This window comes from Nitrosomonas communis (assembly GCF_900114745.1).
Classification (GTDB): Bacteria; Pseudomonadota; Gammaproteobacteria; order Burkholderiales; family Nitrosomonadaceae; genus Nitrosomonas; species Nitrosomonas communis_A.
Genome location: NZ_FOUB01000034.1, coordinates 22352 through 38338, shown reverse-complemented (window position 1 = coordinate 38338; position 15987 = coordinate 22352). Strand labels below are relative to the sequence as shown.

The window sequence follows — 15987 nt, the reverse complement described above, 5'->3', positions numbered from 1 at the left end:
CGGCTGCTCTTTGTTAAAGGAACCACAGGAGATCATGCAGCAACACTTGGTAAACATGATTGGGCATTGTTTATCACTACTACGGATACCACAATGGAAGCAAGCCGTATGGTGGAAATCTATGCGTTACGGTGGGATATTGAGGTTTACTTCAAGGAAAGCAAACGCCACCTTGGTCTGTTGAAGGAGCAGACCAGTAGTTTTTCCTCTCATATTGCATCGATCCATCTGGCTGCCATATGCTTTTGCATGTTAGTCTTCGCTAAGCAAGCAGGCAGTGGATTGCATGTAAGCGCTGTGAGGGACAAATTGATCGAGGGGTTAACAAACTTGAGTTTCGCAAAACAACTATGGCTACTATTTCGTGCATTGGTCCATGAGGGTCTGTCAGGCATTGAACGCCAACTTGGCTGCACCGTTGAACAGATCATGGAAGCAATTGAAACATACATAAATCAGTTTTTTTGTACAAGCTCAGCAATTAGATCATCTTACCTTGCAGCGCTAAGCTTTGGATAGGGCTGATCAGTGAAATTCTATTCGATTTTGAACTTTGAAACTTGAGTAATAAGAGATATGAGCATCATTCTAAGGGCTATGGTGTTGATCTAATCATTGCCTTATCAAACGAATAATGAAATATTATGATTTGACGGTACAGGCATTATTTGCTAATCTATTCAGTTCTGGCGCGGGGTGGAGCAGTCTGGCAGCTCGTCGGGCTCATAACCCGAAGGTCGTAGGTTCAAATCCTGCCCCCGCAACCAACAATATCAAGGCCTTAGCATTCGCTAGGGCTTTTTCATTTCAACTTGGGGTAACACAGGGGTAACACTTACTTACTCTGGGACATCCTACCAAGTCAAGTTGCTTTAATTTACTCTCTTGATATTAATTTGTACAGTTAGTTTTCTAGTTGGCAAATACTGATATTGATCGCGGGAATGGCATGTCTATGGCAGCAAAAGATCTATCCAGACAAGAATTATTGGGCCGTTTGCGTTCAGCCCTCGAAAAAGATACACAAAAAGCTACGTATAAATGCTTTAACAAAAAACTTTCAACTCTGAAAAAGGGTCAGCTTAATGTTTTCTTTACGGATATAGCTAATCTGACTTATGCGATTCTGCGGATTGAGCGTGTTGATCAGCAGGAATTTCAAAGAAAGTGTTCGGCAATGGCTGATAGTCTTGATGAGATTAGCCTTTTTATTGGTGGGAATGTGAAACTCCCTCTCTCGCATGGGGTTAAAGAAGAGGCGGATGAAGATCAGATTGTAGATATTGGCATTCCTGCAAAATTTAGTAACACCATTTTATATATGCGACGCTGTTTACCACCCGTTGCGAGGAATATTTCCCCTAAAGAGGTCGATCTCAAAAAAGAAACAAGAAAAGCCCTAAAATCTATTGATTCAGAGTATGCAAGCAGGCGTGCTTCACTTGCTCATATGCTTCCCTTATTAGCAGATGATCTCAGAGAATTCGCGAAAACTCCTCTATATAACTGGGACGGTCTTCCTACCAGTTACTCCAGCCAGCTTAATACGAGTGGCAATATAAATACAGCTTTAGTATACGGGCTAGCAGATTTTTTATCAGAGAGTATTTTAAAAATAAAAAGCGATACCTTTCTTGCTCAGCTGATTTCTATTTTACTTGATCAGAATTGGGACAGAACCAGAGTTAAGAACATCCTCGCAAGTAGATTTAAGAAAAATTCCGGCACAAAATTTGAATAAAATTAAAAATTATTCTGCCAATTTTTAATTAATGTATCAAATATTATGGCGTTTTCCAAAAATAGATAGGAGACGCTATGTTAATACCAAAAACACCTAATACTTCCCCACTTCTGACTCGACAAGAAGCCGCAGAATATCTTGGAGTTAGCCCTGCTACGCTTGCTAAATGGGCCAGCGAAAAGACTCAGGCATTGCCCTATATTAAAGTTGGGCGCCTTGTACGCTACCGAATCGCTGATCTTGATGCATATATCTCACATTCAGTTGCTGAGTGATTAAATTAATTAGGATGAAAAAATAGAATGTTAATTAATTGAGTCGCCAATCGATTCACAGTAAATAACTCAGTTGAATTTATAGCAAATATAGCAGAGAAGGAAAGGAATGAGGATCAACAAAAAAAAAGCAGTTAGAATCCAAGCCAAGGCGGCTCTTTCAACTTCACTAAGTAAGAGCAATTTTAAATCAATTGCTACCACACATCAAAGCTGTATTCTTCGGGAACAATTACCCTCGCCTATTTTTTATTATAAGCAAGAGTTTGCCAGCATTATATCTTATACCGACTGGATTAATGTAAGATGTTGTTTTCATGATGATAAAAATCCAAGTCTTTCCATAAATCTAAAAAATGGTGGCTTCTTCTGTCATGCTTGTGGAGCAAAAGGAGGCGATGTAATAGATTTTCACCGTCTGCGATATGGCCTTGGATTTAGAGAGTCGGTGCTTCAGCTTAAAAGAATAAAAGGGAGGAGATGAAATGTCCGTCTATATGTTAGAACACAAAACATCATCCTCTTCTACGTCAATACATCAGAAAATACAATTGGAAATTGAGCAGCACCCAGTATGTCAAAATTTGTTAAATGAAGGTTATAAGGTTGAGGCAATTCATCGGTACACCGATAAAGATGGAAACATAATTTTTTTAAAAATTCGTTTAAAAAATCCTGATACGAAAGAAAAACGGATAAGGCCACTTTATCACAACAACTCCCTATGGATTTGGGGGGAGCCGAAATTTTTTAATGATTTAAAACCAATATATAACCTATCAATTGTTTCCTCCAACCCAAAAGCTAAAATCTGGATATGTGAGGGTGAATGGGCCGCCGATCAACTTAATAAATTTTTCCAAAGACTCAAAGTATATAAACTAAATATCGCCACGACCAGCGGAGCATCGACATCTGCAAACAAGGCTGACTGGAGCCCACTGGTTGGTCGTGAAATCGTGCTCTGGCCAGATAATGATCTTGCAGGATATAGTTACGCAAAAGATGTAGCGAATATTCTTGCTACACTAAACTGCAATATCCAAGTAATTGATGTTGCTAAGTTAAATCTTCCTAAAGCGGGAGATGCTGTTGACTGGCTAGTACAAAAAGCAGACGCATGTTTTGATGATATTAATAATCTACCGACGATTAATCCTGAAGTAGAACCGTCGAAAAAGGAGAATAAGCCACTTATAAATTTTTTAATGTCTGCTGATGAGCTTGTTGAACTTAACTTACCTGAATTAGATTATGTGGTTTATCCATTTATTACTGTTCAGTCTCTTATAATGATTTTCGCTAAACGGGATATAGGCAAGACTTGGTTCACATTGGAGCTCGCAATTTCTATTTCATTAGGGAAGTCATTTTTTTTATGGGATGTACCAAAGGCTAGAAGGGTTCTTTTTATAGATGGTGAAATGCCACTTGCTTCGTTACAGTACCGGATTAAAAATCTTTGTCGAGATGAGTGCCCGCAATTATTGGATATCCTGCCAAGTGAACATTTGTGGAGAAACGGCCTATCTTTAAACCTAAATGACGAATTTGATCTTCAAAAAATCGATGACTTTCTTGATGATCTGAAAAGCTCTAACCGAGCACCTGAAATCATTATTATCGATAATCTGTCTAGTATGACTGCCGGGTTGGATGAAAATGGCAATAGCGACATGGATACCATGCTACATTGGTTACTCAAATTACGGAGTCAAGGATATGCAGTAGTTGTCATACATCATGCAGGGAAGAATGGAGACCAGCGCGGTGGCTCCAGAAGGGAAGATTTTCTCGATACATCAATCAAGCTAATAGAGGCAGAGAAGTCAATTAGAAATCCTGAGGCTGGTGCAGCATTTAATATTGAATTTGTTAAGTTGCGTGGTATACGGCCAGCACCTGATAGCTTAAAAGTAGAACTAATCCAAAATGAAAAAGGGTATCTAGAGTGGTTATCCGAAGGTTCTGAGGTTTTTCCCGCATATTATGAGACATTACGTATCATACGAGATTGCAAACCTAAATCTCAGGCTGAGATTTCAAAGATACTCAAAATTTCAGCATCAGCAGTATCTCAGCAACTCAAGACTGCTAAGAATAAGGGTTTGCTTGAAAAAGACAATCTTTCTTTAACCAAGGAAGGGAAAGTTAAAATTGATAAATACTATCCAGACCTCAGCCAATTTTTATAGCTTAATATCCCACTTAATAATAAAAATTAAGTACCTTAATACCACAGCCTAATAGAGATAATATGTTATTTATAATCAGTAAGATAAATATGATTAAGTACTTAATTAGTTTTAAAGCGAAAGTAGTTAAGCTCAAAACCCCCTTAGGGTTTTGAGCTACTTAACTAATTAAAAAACATGTGATTTAGAGTGAAAGGTAACTTATTTTTATCATCCAGCAAATTAGGAAGCTGTGCAATTAAATGCAATGTAAGTGAACTGAATTATGCAATCGATAATTTTCTGAGGATGTGTATATCGTGATTGGAAGGGATATTAGATTATGCTGGGGAGATTTATATAACGATATCCCACCGATTGTTATAACATGTTATATTTTGTTGGGGATTTATGAAAAACAATAAGCCATTAAAACCTAAGCAAGTTACTGCTCTCCAATTACTCGCTATAGGTACTCCAGCATGTGAGGTTGCCGCGAAACTGGAGATTACTACTATGACCCTCTACAGGTGGCAAAAGCTTCCAGAATTCAATTCGAAGCTGAACTTAATTGCATCCTCTGGGTTAGAGGAAATAGCAAAGAAAATGAATGGTGCAACTATAACAGCAATAGAGACCCTGCAAGAAGCTATGTGTGATCTGACAGAACCCAGCTCGGTACGCATCAAAGCAGCTCTGGGAGTGTTAGGCGCTATGGCATCTGTTAATGGTGCCTTAGAGAAAATGTTAAAGCATAAAATAGCTGATTTTGATTTAAGTAAACGGTTTAATGACACTGGCTGGAGTTATGACCAAAATGGCAATCCTATAGAATGCCCAAGTCAGAGCCAGGCTATTTCTATAATAAGTATCGGTGGGACATCCGATAACTCTTGAATACAGCCTTGTCTCATATTGACTAGCTGCTATATCCATTGCAATTAATTGCAAAAAATAGCTTTCTTTAATTTAATGAGAATATTTACTGGCTCTCAGATACTGGAATTGCAGTTAATTGCATTTTGACAAATGGCATAAGCATTCGGTAGATAAGAAAAGATAGTACTGCCATACAACATATCGCTGCCCCATCTGACATATGCTTATAACTGTAGGCATGATGATTAGTCTGTTTTTATTTCCTTAAGGCCATGCCTTGCTCGTAGGGACATGAAGCGTATTGCTCTAATGCTATTTATAGGCATAGTTGCTGTAGTAGCTAGCTGCATTGAACTGAGAGCAATGAAGCAGAATCCTTGGCCAGGCAACCGAGCACAAACCAAACAAGCTTGTCTTGCTACCATTATGTCATCGAAGAATATGACAGCATGGCGTTAAGAGAATATCTAGCGCAAAGAAGAACTCCGCTCGTCATTCCCGCCAAGAAGAAATCAATAACTCCACTAGAGCTACAATAAGACTATTAATAAGCAGCGTAATGTCATCTAACGCACATTCTGCAGAATAATAGAATTCCGCTGAATTGCTATTTGCTTCGTACATAGCGTCAACAACTGCCTTGAGGCTTATTCCATAAGGGATACCGTCCGAGGTGAATTTATCGAGCTCGAATTCTTGTGCTTTCATCAAAATATATCTCCATATTTGCTTAATAATACTTTTATATACTAATTTAATCTTATTTGTGCTTTACAATGCTATTCTCATTCTGTATTCTATTTATATAAGAGGAGATGTATAAATGAAAACAGAAATAGCAGTTCCAATACCTACTAACACATTTATCAAGCTAATAAATTTTTTACGAGAAGTGGGTAGTAATCGTGACCCTGTAGTGGTAGTTGAAGATGCAATTTATTACTGGATGGATAACGCAGGTTGGAAGCCAGAAGACCTCATGCCTGAAATCTATAGCACAGAATCTCGCGGTTATACCTGGAAATACAAAGATAACTCGCTCTTCTTGTGTCATGGTACAGAAATCCGTATGCGATACAGGGAGGAGTACCATTATGCGAAAGTTGAAGGTGACGAAATAATATATCAAGGTAAATCTATTTCCCCCAGCGCCTTAGCCAATGCTATAGCTGGTATGAATCGAAACGCATGGAAATATCTTTGGATCAGAAGACCCGGAGATAAAGAATGGTTTCTTGCAGACGAGATTCGTAGAGCATCTGAAGATGAGGGTGAAAAAATATTAGCAGAATTGGATGAGTTTCTTGAAACATCTGTAGAAAAGTAAAAGCTGAATGGGGAAGCTGCTACTAAATCAGAAAAGGAACAAGGAAATGCATAAATCTATTCATGCCGCGGTTCGTTGTCAGCAGAGAGGTATTCCGAACTTGGTCATTGAATGGCTTAGAGATTTTGGTGATGAAATTCATGATCATCAGGGCGGCACTATCTTTACTTTCACGCGTAGTACGCGCCGGGATCTAGAACGAGCCGTGGGCCGACAAGTTATCCGACGTATGAATGAATGGCTAAATGCGTATATTGTAGTCAGCGATGAAGGAGTACTGGTTACTGCAGGTAAACGTTACAAGCGGATCAAGCATTAAGGAGACTAGAATGTCAGAAATATCTACAGCAAGACAAACTCGTTTATTAGCGCTTTATCGACGACAAGGAACTTCATGTCAAGAGCTTATACATGCATATAAAAATGCCAATAACGAAAACGATAAAGATTTCGCAGATGAAATAGCCGATATTCTTGATGAAAGGTACCCTAACTGGAATGTTTCATGCATAAGCAAATTAAGCAGCATGCAGAATGATCAGCTTACTATAAATGTAACCTTCGCTGATCAATCAAAGTCTTTTCCATCAGCAAAGCAAGCGTATATTTGGCTCGTTGAAAAAATACTCAATAACAAGCCAGATAAAGACATTGATGATTATGTATTAAATTCAATGTTCATACGTGGTTCTCATGGGGCGCGTTACCTCGCGAGAAATCCAGCAGAACTTTTTCCCCGTGATCCAAATCGAGCTAAAGATTCAAATTGTTATCATAAGCTATCCAATGGATGGTTCCTAAACACAAATCTAAGTAATAAACAAAAACGTGACAAGCTCTTAAATTTGACTGCTGTTTACGAGGCTTATGACAGTAATTGGACTTGGCTAGCAGAGGAAGAGAGTTATGGTAGTCAGGTTATTTTGGATGAACTAGATAAAATACTCAAGGAACTATAAAAATTTACAGAGCTCTGCTAGGGTCCGCTGACGTTTTGAGATAAGCATTTAATGGAAAGAAACAAGCTCGCTACATTGAAGTTTCCACACCATCAACAAAACGAGTTTGCGATGGCGCGATTGATGCTCAATGGTGAGTTCCGGTCGAAGCTGGAGAAGATCCTGCTTCAGGAAGCGATTTATAACAAGCACAATTTGCGAATAATAGCAGAAGGTGTGCTTACCGCCTGCTAATTGTTTGCCCATGGGGTGACTTATTTGAGGATTTTGGAGATTGGAATGATATCTACAAAACATTCCATGCCTAGTCATTAAGGTGCAAGTGGATCAGGATTTTCCAAGCACTGATCATTGATACTGATCGGGAGTGGAAATTTATTGAAGGCAGCAATGCCAAGACACATCAGTATTAGTACAGGAGCAATAGATCAAGGATCTGCAGGCCATCAGTAAAATCTGCCAAGAATAACTCAAAGATTTATTTGGGGGGCTGAGAATTATAATTTGTCAAATAATGAAGAAGGGAGCTAAAGCTGTGATATTAAGGAAGGGAAATCGGGTAAAAGGCAATGCAGACAAGGATTGGAGCTTATATAGTAGCTATCGGTATTTGGTAGAGTAGGCCTTTGACACATTAAAGCAGTATTAAGCAGAGTCAACCCGGTATGACAAGCTTGAGAGAGATTACAAAAGCGTGCTCTCCATGGCTTGTGGACATTTATAGTTACGAATGTGAAATGTCAACATACCCTAATGATTTTCCAATTAATGGCAAAAAATGACTACTTGGAATTGCAGTTAATTGCAAATTTGTGTTTGATAAATATGGATGGGGATAGGGGAGATGGGGTTAGCATGGATATTATTACTGCTCCAGTGAGCATATACTCCAAACTGCGGGCATGCGATTAACCTATATTTATAGCCTAAACACGATTCTCTATTTGGAGGGAGTATGCCACGCATTGTTCTAATGCTGTTTCTAGGTATGGTTGCTTTAGTAGTTGCCTGTACTCAACTGGGGGCAATCAAGCAAAAACCCGAAATCACCCTGGCTAATATCGAGCTTGTGGAACTTGGCCTCCTGGAGCAGCGGTTTAACCTCCAGCTACGCATCCAAAATCCCAATGACGTAGCCCTGCGTATCAATGGCATGACCGTTGATCTTGAACTCAACGGAACGAAGTTTGCCAAGGGTCTTTCCGATAAGGCCGTTACCGTGCCCCGCATGAGTGAAGCGGTGATGGAGGTAAAAGCGACCAGCTCCCTTGGAATGCTATGGCAGCAATTAAGCCAATTAGAGAAATCCAGCTCTGACAAAATAGACTACCGAATCTCTGGGCAACTCTTTGTGGATGGTTTGGGCAGCATCCCGTTTGAGCAAAAAGGTGACGTGTCTATCCCTTTTAATGGTGCTGGTATTTAGTGCATCTCAACAAACTCATGATACTGGAGTAAAACATAACCTTTTAAGCAGAGGGTGTGAAATATCGAAGGGTATTGCTTTTGCAATTAATTGCAATATCAAAATTTTAATGAAACAAGGGGAGAATCCCTACTCTATTAACTTCATTGCAATTGATTGCAAATCACTAGCCGAGCGTATTGCAAGCTTACTCTCTTAACGTTAACGTCGATCACATCCCATCTACCTAAATAGCTGCACCTGATACTATCAGCTGTTGTCGGCCAAAAATTTAATCTGCTCCTCAGTTACAGTAAATAAACTGGAAACAAGGTGTGGCAACGCTTTCAGCAGACTTGATTACTACACTAAAGTCTCACCTGACTGGTGATACCATGGATTTTTCAAAACACCTAAATCAGTAGCGTTCTTAAGCGATATAACAGATTTCAACTCTGGGGAATTTAAGAGTAATAGTTATGATCCTTTTGGGCTAATTATGCATCCAAAAATCTTGAGAAGATAGAGTTAAAAATAAACATAGCTTTAAAATAATTCTTGTTTATCAATGTGTTAAAATAGATTTTGCTCTTGATAAACAAGGAGTTATATGAATAATAATCTCAGCTCCACCTGCCTGATAATATTTCCATCAGGTGAGCTTTCTCCGTATAAAGTAGACCGTAATCTAAATACATGTACCTGTCACAATTTCATTTCTGAAGGTTGGTGTAATCATTTAAAAGCTGTTGGGTGTTACCCCAAAAAAGAAGTGAAACTATCGGTCAGACCAAATTTCTATCAGGCTCTCTCTGGTTTAGTCAAAGGAATCAGATTGCGAAATTTGGATGAAGCAGCTTATTGGTTAACTTACTGTTGGTCTTTTAGACAAAAACTGAATGGCACTCAGTTTCGTATTGTCAGGAGATTATTGATTGGATCAGCAGAAGACGGCCACTCAATAGCAGTTATGGAGAAGCTATCTGACAGTTATGCAAAACTGCTTTCTAAGGATGTGGATTTTTCCAGCGTCATGGCTGAATTGATTCGGATATGCAAGATACCCAATTGGTGGCATCCTGATACCGGCGGCCATGACTATATATACAGTGGAATGTTAGCAACCAGAAAGATACTTTATGATCGCTCAGCTTACACTATAGATGACTGCTTATCAGGTTTAGAAAAAGCAATAGATAATCAAGAAAAAGTGGATGCTCTACGATGGGTATTACAGAACCAAGAATCTGCTCCTACTATTTCAACCATGGCGCACAAATTAGGTGATTTAGCTATAGCTAATGATTGCCGATCAGCTAGACGGCTGATACAGCACATCTATCTTCGACATGAGAGATCACTGAAAAATGATAATAACTTTCTCTGCCAAGCTGCATGGTTTCTTACCGGAGGTAACTCGCCAGTAACCGATGCACTCGAAACTGTTACCCAAACAGAAGTAAATACTCTGATCGACAAGATAACTGCTACAGAACCACACATTATTCCAGGATGGTGCTGTGACGGTGTACATTGTACAGGCAACGATATTCGCTATGCTGGAATGTGGGATCGAATGTATGCAGTCTGTAATCAATATAACTACTATGGCAGGGTAAATCCAGATGATCCATGGTTAGAAGATAAGTTTTATTGCCTAGATGGTCTAGAAGTTATAGAGGTATAGAGGAGAGCATTTTCCTCTATATACAATATGCTTACAATGCTTTAATTTGCTAAAGTTCTTTACAATTAGTTTCACTAGGAAAAATTTTCCTCAATAAACTAGAAAGTACGCAATTGGGTGAATTGCAGTTAATTGCAAATTAAGAACTGCCAAAAAAATTGGGGATAGGGAATAATATCCCAACTCTCTCAATTAATAAATTATTAAGCAAGCAATTTTTGTTTCCATGATAATTAGCTTACCTAGAAAAATTTACATTCCCATACCTTTTCTAGATTAAGCAGAATATCTGGCTAGAGCCATTTTGCAGTTAATTGCAAATTTGTGCTTGCCATATACAGCTGGGTATAGGGAAGATGGTGCTAATATGAAAATTATTACTGCCTCAGCGAACATACACTCCAAACTGTGGGCATGACGTTTTATCTATTGCTATAAATTAAACTTTTAATAATCACAAGATTTCCTTCTTTTCAACAGATCATTCAATACATAGAATATGAATCCGGCTATGATTCTTATAAACTCTAGGTTGAATGATTCAACTTGGACGGAATTCGTCCTATAACTTTTAAAGTTAGAAAACTAGCTGAGTATTCCAATCTGAAAATATTTTTTCGAGGAAACCTCCATTGCCTGTAGTTGAAACATACCATGTATTCATTAGCTCAACTTGGCAGGACTTAAAGCCAGAGCGAAAAGCGGTAGAAGAAGTTTTACAAAGGATGCGTGAAACTAAGCTGAATGGTATGGAATATTTCGGCAGTCGAGAAGAAACAACACGTGAAGTATCATTGCAAGAAGTAGACATCAGCGACATCTATATTGGTATTTTTGCTGGACGCTATGGGTCAGGCATTACTGAGGCTGAATACCGCCAAGCACTGAAAAAAAACCTACCCTGCTTTATCTATTTTAAGGAGATAGAGGCAATTCCTGACGAGTGGCATGAGAAAGATTCACTAAATGCTGAACGATTATCCGCCTTAAAAAAAGAATTAACTGGCCGTCATACGGTCACGACCTTCTGTGAGCCACATGAATTAGCTGCTCGGATTACAGCAGATCTGCATCGCTGGATTACTGACAAATGGATCGCATCGTTTTCCAATAATAAGGAAGCTGCTGGAAAGCAATTTACTTATGATCAATTACATTATCGTGAGGTTTTACTCAATAAGGTCAAGGAATATTGGATCAAGGGGGTTCTAGAAAGAGCTCTCTACACCAATGCATTGATTGAGTTGGTCCTGGAAGACCGCCCATCAGCAGTTGAGCATCCATTTATAGGCCTTCAAGCCCCAATACAAACACTGCCACTAGGAACGGAAGCGACAGATGTTTTTAACCAGATGGGAAAAGGCAGAACCCTTTTGATATCAGGAGAACCTGGCGCTGGTAAGACAATAGCTTTACTAAGATTAGCTAAAAATTGGATTAGCCGTGCCGAGAGTGATACGAATCTACCAATTCCAGTGGTGTTTAACCTATCATCTTGGTATAGCCAAGATTTGACGATACAGAGATGGTTAACCCAAGAATTTAAAAATCTATATCAAGTTTCAAAATCCACAGTGGAGGGGTGGATTAAAAACCAGGAATTGCTGTTATTGTTCGATGGCTTGGATGAAGTAAAGGCCGAATTCAGAGAAGATTGTGTTAGAGCAATCAACCAATTTATGCAAGAGTACGGAATGACCGAGTTGGTTGTTTGTTGTCGGCGTAGAGAGTACGAGGCGCTTACCAACCGCCTGAGGTTAAGAGGCGCTATTTGTCTTCAACCCATTAGTGAGGATCAGATTACACAATATTTAACTGAGGCGGGGGAGCAGTTACAAGGCGTACAGATGTTACTAGAAGAGGATGAAACTCTTCGAGAGATTATTAAAACTCCACTTTTACTTTCTATTGTGAGCTTGGCCTATAAAAACAAAAAGGCTGCCGATATTGCAAGGACAGGTTCACTAGAGGAACGTCGCAAAGATATATTCGATACTTACATAGAAGAGATGTTCAATAAGGAGATAATTTTTAAAAAGCCAGGGACTGTTCATCAATATCCGCCGGCACACACAAAAAAGTGGCTAGGTTGGCTGGCTCAGAGGATGCAAAAAGAATCTCAAACAGTATTCTTAATGGAGAAAATCAAGCCAACCTGGCTTTCTAAGTCAATTCTATTTTATAGGTTTTCTGTTGCTTTAATTTTTTTGCTGATAACGGCATTAACAGGTTTAATTACCGGGACAATAATTGGAGTATTTTGCATGAAGCAGTTTCTTTGTGCTATCAGTGAGCCTATGCCTCTTTTTAAAAATGCTATGATCTCTTATGCTAAATTTATGGCTTATGGATTATTTGTTGCAGTAATCGCAGGATGGCGGAGTTCAGCCAATGAAATAAAACTCGCTGAAACCTTCAACTGGTCTTGGAAAGCACCGGTTAGGAATGGACTACGATGGGCGACTTATGCATTAATACTTTTATTTTTTGTGGGATTGTTTGCGAATATAACCACTCAAAAAGAAGAATTTTCCTTAGTTTTGATTTTTAAAATATCATTAGAATATGCAATTTTAATTGGAATTTCTCGCTCATTAATAGGTGGGCCGATTTATTCTGAAGAGATATCGAGATTAAGAGTTAATCAAGGTATTTGGAGATCAGGTAAAAGAGGTGTATTTATTGGTTTGATAACTTTCAGCCTAATTGCGATTATTTACTCTATTTATTACATCTATTTACAAAATTATCGCATTCATGATCTAGAAATACTGGAAAAAGAAGGTTTCCTCATAAGTATCTCTTCATGGTTTTTTACGATGATAATGGGGGGACTTATTGGCGGATGGATGAATGGCGGTGCAGCTTTCATTCAGCATTTCACTTTACGCTTTCTCCTTTGGCGACGGGGTAATATGCCTTTACGCTATGCTGAATTCCTCAATTATGCCTCAGACCGCTTATTTCTACAGAAGGTGGGTGGGGGTTATATTTTCATTCATAGGATGCTGTTAGAGCATTTTGCTCAAATGCCTCTCTCTAATGGCGTATCTACTAAAATTAAATAATAGGGCATTCAACGGACTTAATAGAAGGATAGTTCTCATCCTCTGAGTTAGGCGTGCTGGTTCGTAATGAACAGCACCTTGAAGTGCTACCCCCTATGAAATATGCTTTGCTTGTTTCAATCAACCTATCTATAAATAACCCTGAGATTTCTTAAAGCTAAGATTTTTTGCAACCGCACTAGGTAAACTTGTCTCAATAAAAAGAAAAGGTATACTAATGGTCGATTTGCAATTAACAGCAAATATTGGGGATAAAGAGAAATGCCCGCAACTCTAGAAATTAACTAATTCTTAAGCATTTCTTTATATGCACAATAATCAGCTTTCCCATAACATTTTTATTTCCTTACTCTCCCTAGATTAAGCAGAATATCCGGCTAGACTCCATTTGCAGTTAATTGCAAATTTACTTTCCATAGATAATGGGGTAGGGAAACGATTCTAGAAAAACACGGCTGCTTCAGCGAGCATATGTGCGCCGCATTTTTTCCAATGCTAAACGAAACCCATTGTCACTGGGATTTGAATATATCAGTTTTCTAATTTATAGATTATATCCATTTTAGGAATCATTATATTCGTTCCATTTGGGCTAGGATCAACAAATTCGATATATGTATGGAATAGCGGTTCGTGAGATGCGCTTGCATGGATAGAACCAATATTTCTGATTATTTTGGTTAACCTGAAAGAGTTCGATTCTGCAATATAGTCGAAAAATACCGTGTTAGATACTGGCATGAACTTACTTGTTGCTAACGAATTTGTACTAGAATCAAACTTCCCGGCAAGGTCAGTATAGATTGAGTTGCTAAAAATGATGAGTTTTTTCCCATCGAAATAGCCTGTAGCAGGAATTTTATCAATTGGAGTAGGTAGTTGAATTGGGGCAGGAGGGAATCCGTGTGCATCAAAGTACAATCGATAGCCTATATTGGTTTCGTGATCAATGCAGATATCATCATTGGTATTAACGAATCTTGGCAATCCCCCATGCAATTCCAGTATGTAAAAACCATTTCCTTGATCCTCAGATAAATAATAAGCGCTTTCAATCTTATTTGACGTTGGTTGTGTAATAGCATCTTCGGCAGGAGTAAGACACTCGCCAGCAGAAAAACTTATCTTTAATGCGTAAGCGTTGCATGAAAGCAGAAATAAAGCTATAGCTACTAATTTTAATTTTTTCATAATCAGTTTAAATTAAAAGCACACTGTTTCCCTCTTCTGTCATACATCGGTAATATTATTACTTTGTTCCCATATCAGCTTCACAAATAGCACCGCTTAGTAGTTTTGCTAAATCAAAAAGTGAGATTTCCTCTTTATATGTCGTTGTGGCCAAATTAAGACAAAGAGATTCATCGAGAGATAGAAGAATAGAAGATATTTATTTAATGACCTTTAATCAAAAGTCAGCTACCCGTTTCGACATGCTTTCTGCACCACTATTTTAGTTAGTGAATTTTATTTTATGCGGATACCGCATTTCGGCAAAGATGCTGTCTTCTTCGACAATAATATGAATTGTTTCGGCATCAGGTTTTGTTACTTTAGCTTCATAAACGATGACATTCTTTTTTATCGTCTGCTTTTCAACTTTTCTATTATTTTATTAAAGGTAAAGGTATTCAACTCTAACGCAGATTAATATTCATTGGCGAGGAAGAAATACATCAATTATTCGTCAAAAATCACTTGGGATATGCAGGAGTAAGGAACCAAAATCAATACAAGCTATTAAAGCTAGCAGCAGACAATCTCGACCACTTGAACCAAATCCGTACAGAAGAAATGAATTAATCTTTGGTATTACTTTTTAATGCTCTTTGAATTGAGAGATGAGACTTGTATGCATTTGAATTATTGTCAACTTATTTATTATTCCTTAGCATCTCTAATTAGCAAAGTTGTCCTTTGATTTAAACCTCAACCTCTGCTTTGCTTCATGTGTCAATCAGAAAATTGGAATCAAGCACTAAATCACTCAAGACCCTCGAAATTCTGATTGATATATAAGTAATCGTATCTCAGAGGAGGCATAAGATGAAGTAGGCATCTTATTCCATTTTTAAATCAAAACTGACTTTATCGGCTTCACCTTGCCGTATGATTTTTACACTGTCTGCGGCTAGCCTTCGCGTCATTTTTGATTTGGAAATGGAATTAACAGTGGATATTCTACCTTGAACTGTAAATCTCGATCATGCACATCTGGGCGTGTGAATGTATCTTTCCGGGGTATCTTTGATGTTGAGGGTGTGATATGACATCGTGGCTTGGCTCCCATCTGGGTGAAAAATTTTAGACCGCATGGCCCTAACCCCGGTGATTCGATAACGAGTGGTGTCGAATTCTTGATGCAAATTGACTGGGGAAATCCTCTTAATATTGCCACGGATATCACGGTATTTGGTGAGCCCGAGCAGAAAATAATAGTTTGAATTGTTATTTAGCAGAGAAAAGATT

Annotated in this window: 16 protein-coding genes and 1 tRNA gene; 15 read left to right on the top strand and 2 right to left on the bottom strand. The window is 38.4% G+C overall.

Annotation, left to right across the window (positions count from 1 at the left end):
• The 7 genes from BM122_RS12750 to BM122_RS12720 all read left to right on the top strand — a co-directional run.
• Positions 1-519 (top strand): transposase (locus BM122_RS12750; RefSeq protein WP_143083435.1); only part of this gene is annotated, 519 nt, incomplete at its 5' end.
• 171 nt (positions 520-690) lie between these two features.
• Positions 691-767 (top strand) — tRNA-Met (locus tag BM122_RS12745).
• 188 nt (positions 768-955) lie between these two features.
• Positions 956-1741: a hypothetical protein gene (locus BM122_RS12740; protein ID WP_074905899.1), complete on the top strand. Its 786-nt coding sequence runs from the start codon at positions 956-958 to the stop codon at positions 1739-1741.
• 77 nt (positions 1742-1818) lie between these two features.
• The gene (locus BM122_RS12735) at positions 1819-2019 is read left to right on the top strand and encodes a helix-turn-helix domain-containing protein (RefSeq protein ID WP_074905898.1); all 201 of its coding nucleotides are present in this window, start codon (positions 1819-1821) and stop codon (positions 2017-2019) included.
• A 109-nt stretch (positions 2020-2128) separates the two neighbouring features.
• Positions 2129-2503 (top strand): CHC2 zinc finger domain-containing protein, encoded by a 375-nt coding sequence (locus BM122_RS12730; protein WP_074905897.1) that lies wholly within the window; start codon positions 2129-2131, stop codon positions 2501-2503.
• 67 nt (positions 2504-2570) lie between these two features.
• Positions 2571-4214, top strand: coding sequence for an AAA family ATPase (locus tag BM122_RS12725; protein ID WP_177198136.1), 1644 nt, complete (start codon positions 2571-2573; stop codon positions 4212-4214).
• A gap of 390 nt (positions 4215-4604) precedes the next feature.
• A complete protein-coding gene (locus BM122_RS12720) occupies positions 4605-5090 on the top strand; it encodes a hypothetical protein (RefSeq protein ID WP_074905895.1) in 486 nt (161 codons plus the stop codon).
• Between the two features lie 474 nt (positions 5091-5564).
• On the opposite strand, the gene BM122_RS12715 is transcribed toward BM122_RS12720, so the two are convergent.
• Positions 5565-5780, bottom strand: coding sequence for a hypothetical protein (locus BM122_RS12715; RefSeq protein ID WP_074905894.1), 216 nt, complete (start codon positions 5778-5780; stop codon positions 5565-5567).
• Between the two features lie 115 nt (positions 5781-5895).
• Between BM122_RS12715 and BM122_RS12710 the strand changes: the two genes are divergently transcribed.
• The 7 genes from BM122_RS12710 (at position 5896) to BM122_RS12675 (ending at position 13518) form a co-directional block, all read left to right on the top strand.
• On the top strand, positions 5896-6399 hold the full coding sequence (locus BM122_RS12710; RefSeq protein WP_074905893.1) for a hypothetical protein: 504 nt from the start codon (positions 5896-5898) through the stop codon (positions 6397-6399).
• Between the two features lie 46 nt (positions 6400-6445).
• Positions 6446-6718: a hypothetical protein gene (locus tag BM122_RS12705; protein ID WP_074905892.1), complete on the top strand. Its 273-nt coding sequence runs from the start codon at positions 6446-6448 to the stop codon at positions 6716-6718.
• Positions 6719-6728: 10 nt separating this feature from the next.
• The gene (locus tag BM122_RS12700; protein WP_074905891.1) at positions 6729-7358 is read left to right on the top strand and encodes a hypothetical protein; all 630 of its coding nucleotides are present in this window, start codon (positions 6729-6731) and stop codon (positions 7356-7358) included.
• A gap of 51 nt (positions 7359-7409) precedes the next feature.
• A complete protein-coding gene (locus tag BM122_RS26580) occupies positions 7410-7592 on the top strand; it encodes a hypothetical protein (protein ID WP_074905890.1) in 183 nt (60 codons plus the stop codon).
• A 721-nt stretch (positions 7593-8313) separates the two neighbouring features.
• On the top strand, positions 8314-8784 hold the full coding sequence (locus BM122_RS12690) for an LEA/WHy family protein (protein WP_074905889.1): 471 nt from the start codon (positions 8314-8316) through the stop codon (positions 8782-8784).
• Positions 8785-9373: 589 nt separating this feature from the next.
• Positions 9374-10450 carry a hypothetical protein gene (locus tag BM122_RS12680; protein WP_074905887.1) on the top strand — a complete coding sequence of 359 codons (1077 nt, stop codon included), beginning with the start codon at positions 9374-9376 and terminating at the stop codon, positions 10448-10450.
• 632 nt (positions 10451-11082) lie between these two features.
• Positions 11083-13518 carry a DUF4062 domain-containing protein gene (locus BM122_RS12675; RefSeq protein ID WP_074905886.1) on the top strand — a complete coding sequence of 812 codons (2436 nt, stop codon included), beginning with the start codon at positions 11083-11085 and terminating at the stop codon, positions 13516-13518.
• A gap of 531 nt (positions 13519-14049) precedes the next feature.
• On the opposite strand, the gene BM122_RS12670 is transcribed toward BM122_RS12675, so the two are convergent.
• Entirely contained in the window at positions 14050-14709 is a 660-nt protein-coding gene (locus tag BM122_RS12670) for a hypothetical protein (protein WP_074905885.1), read from the bottom strand.
• A 1103-nt stretch (positions 14710-15812) separates the two neighbouring features.
• Between BM122_RS12670 and BM122_RS23380 the strand changes: the two genes are divergently transcribed.
• Complete coding sequence (locus tag BM122_RS23380) at positions 15813-15962, top strand: hypothetical protein (RefSeq protein WP_177198135.1); 150 nt, start codon at positions 15813-15815, stop codon at positions 15960-15962.
• Positions 15963-15987: the final 25 nt, after the last annotated feature.

Bases quoted from the DNA above. Each gene is read 5' to 3' on its own strand.
- BM122_RS12705 (WP_074905892.1), top strand. From the start codon at position 6,446: ATGCATAAATCTATTCATGCCGCGGTTCGTTGTCAGCAGAGAGGTATT.
- BM122_RS12715 (WP_074905894.1), bottom strand. From the start codon at position 5,780: ATGAAAGCACAAGAATTCGAGCTCGATAAATTCACCTCGGACGGTATC.
- BM122_RS12680 (WP_074905887.1), top strand. From the start codon at position 9,374: ATGAATAATAATCTCAGCTCCACCTGCCTGATAATATTTCCATCAGGT.
- BM122_RS12700 (WP_074905891.1), top strand. From the start codon at position 6,729: ATGTCAGAAATATCTACAGCAAGACAAACTCGTTTATTAGCGCTTTAT.
- BM122_RS12730 (WP_074905897.1), top strand. From the start codon at position 2,129: ATGAGGATCAACAAAAAAAAAGCAGTTAGAATCCAAGCCAAGGCGGCT.
- BM122_RS26580 (WP_074905890.1), top strand. From the start codon at position 7,410: ATGGAAAGAAACAAGCTCGCTACATTGAAGTTTCCACACCATCAACAA.
- BM122_RS12670 (WP_074905885.1), bottom strand. From the start codon at position 14,709: ATGAAAAAATTAAAATTAGTAGCTATAGCTTTATTTCTGCTTTCATGC.
- BM122_RS12710 (WP_074905893.1), top strand. From the start codon at position 5,896: ATGAAAACAGAAATAGCAGTTCCAATACCTACTAACACATTTATCAAG.
- BM122_RS12690 (WP_074905889.1), top strand. From the start codon at position 8,314: ATGCCACGCATTGTTCTAATGCTGTTTCTAGGTATGGTTGCTTTAGTA.
- BM122_RS12720 (WP_074905895.1), top strand. From the start codon at position 4,605: ATGAAAAACAATAAGCCATTAAAACCTAAGCAAGTTACTGCTCTCCAA.
- BM122_RS12740 (WP_074905899.1), top strand. From the start codon at position 956: ATGGCAGCAAAAGATCTATCCAGACAAGAATTATTGGGCCGTTTGCGT.
- BM122_RS12735 (WP_074905898.1), top strand. From the start codon at position 1,819: ATGTTAATACCAAAAACACCTAATACTTCCCCACTTCTGACTCGACAA.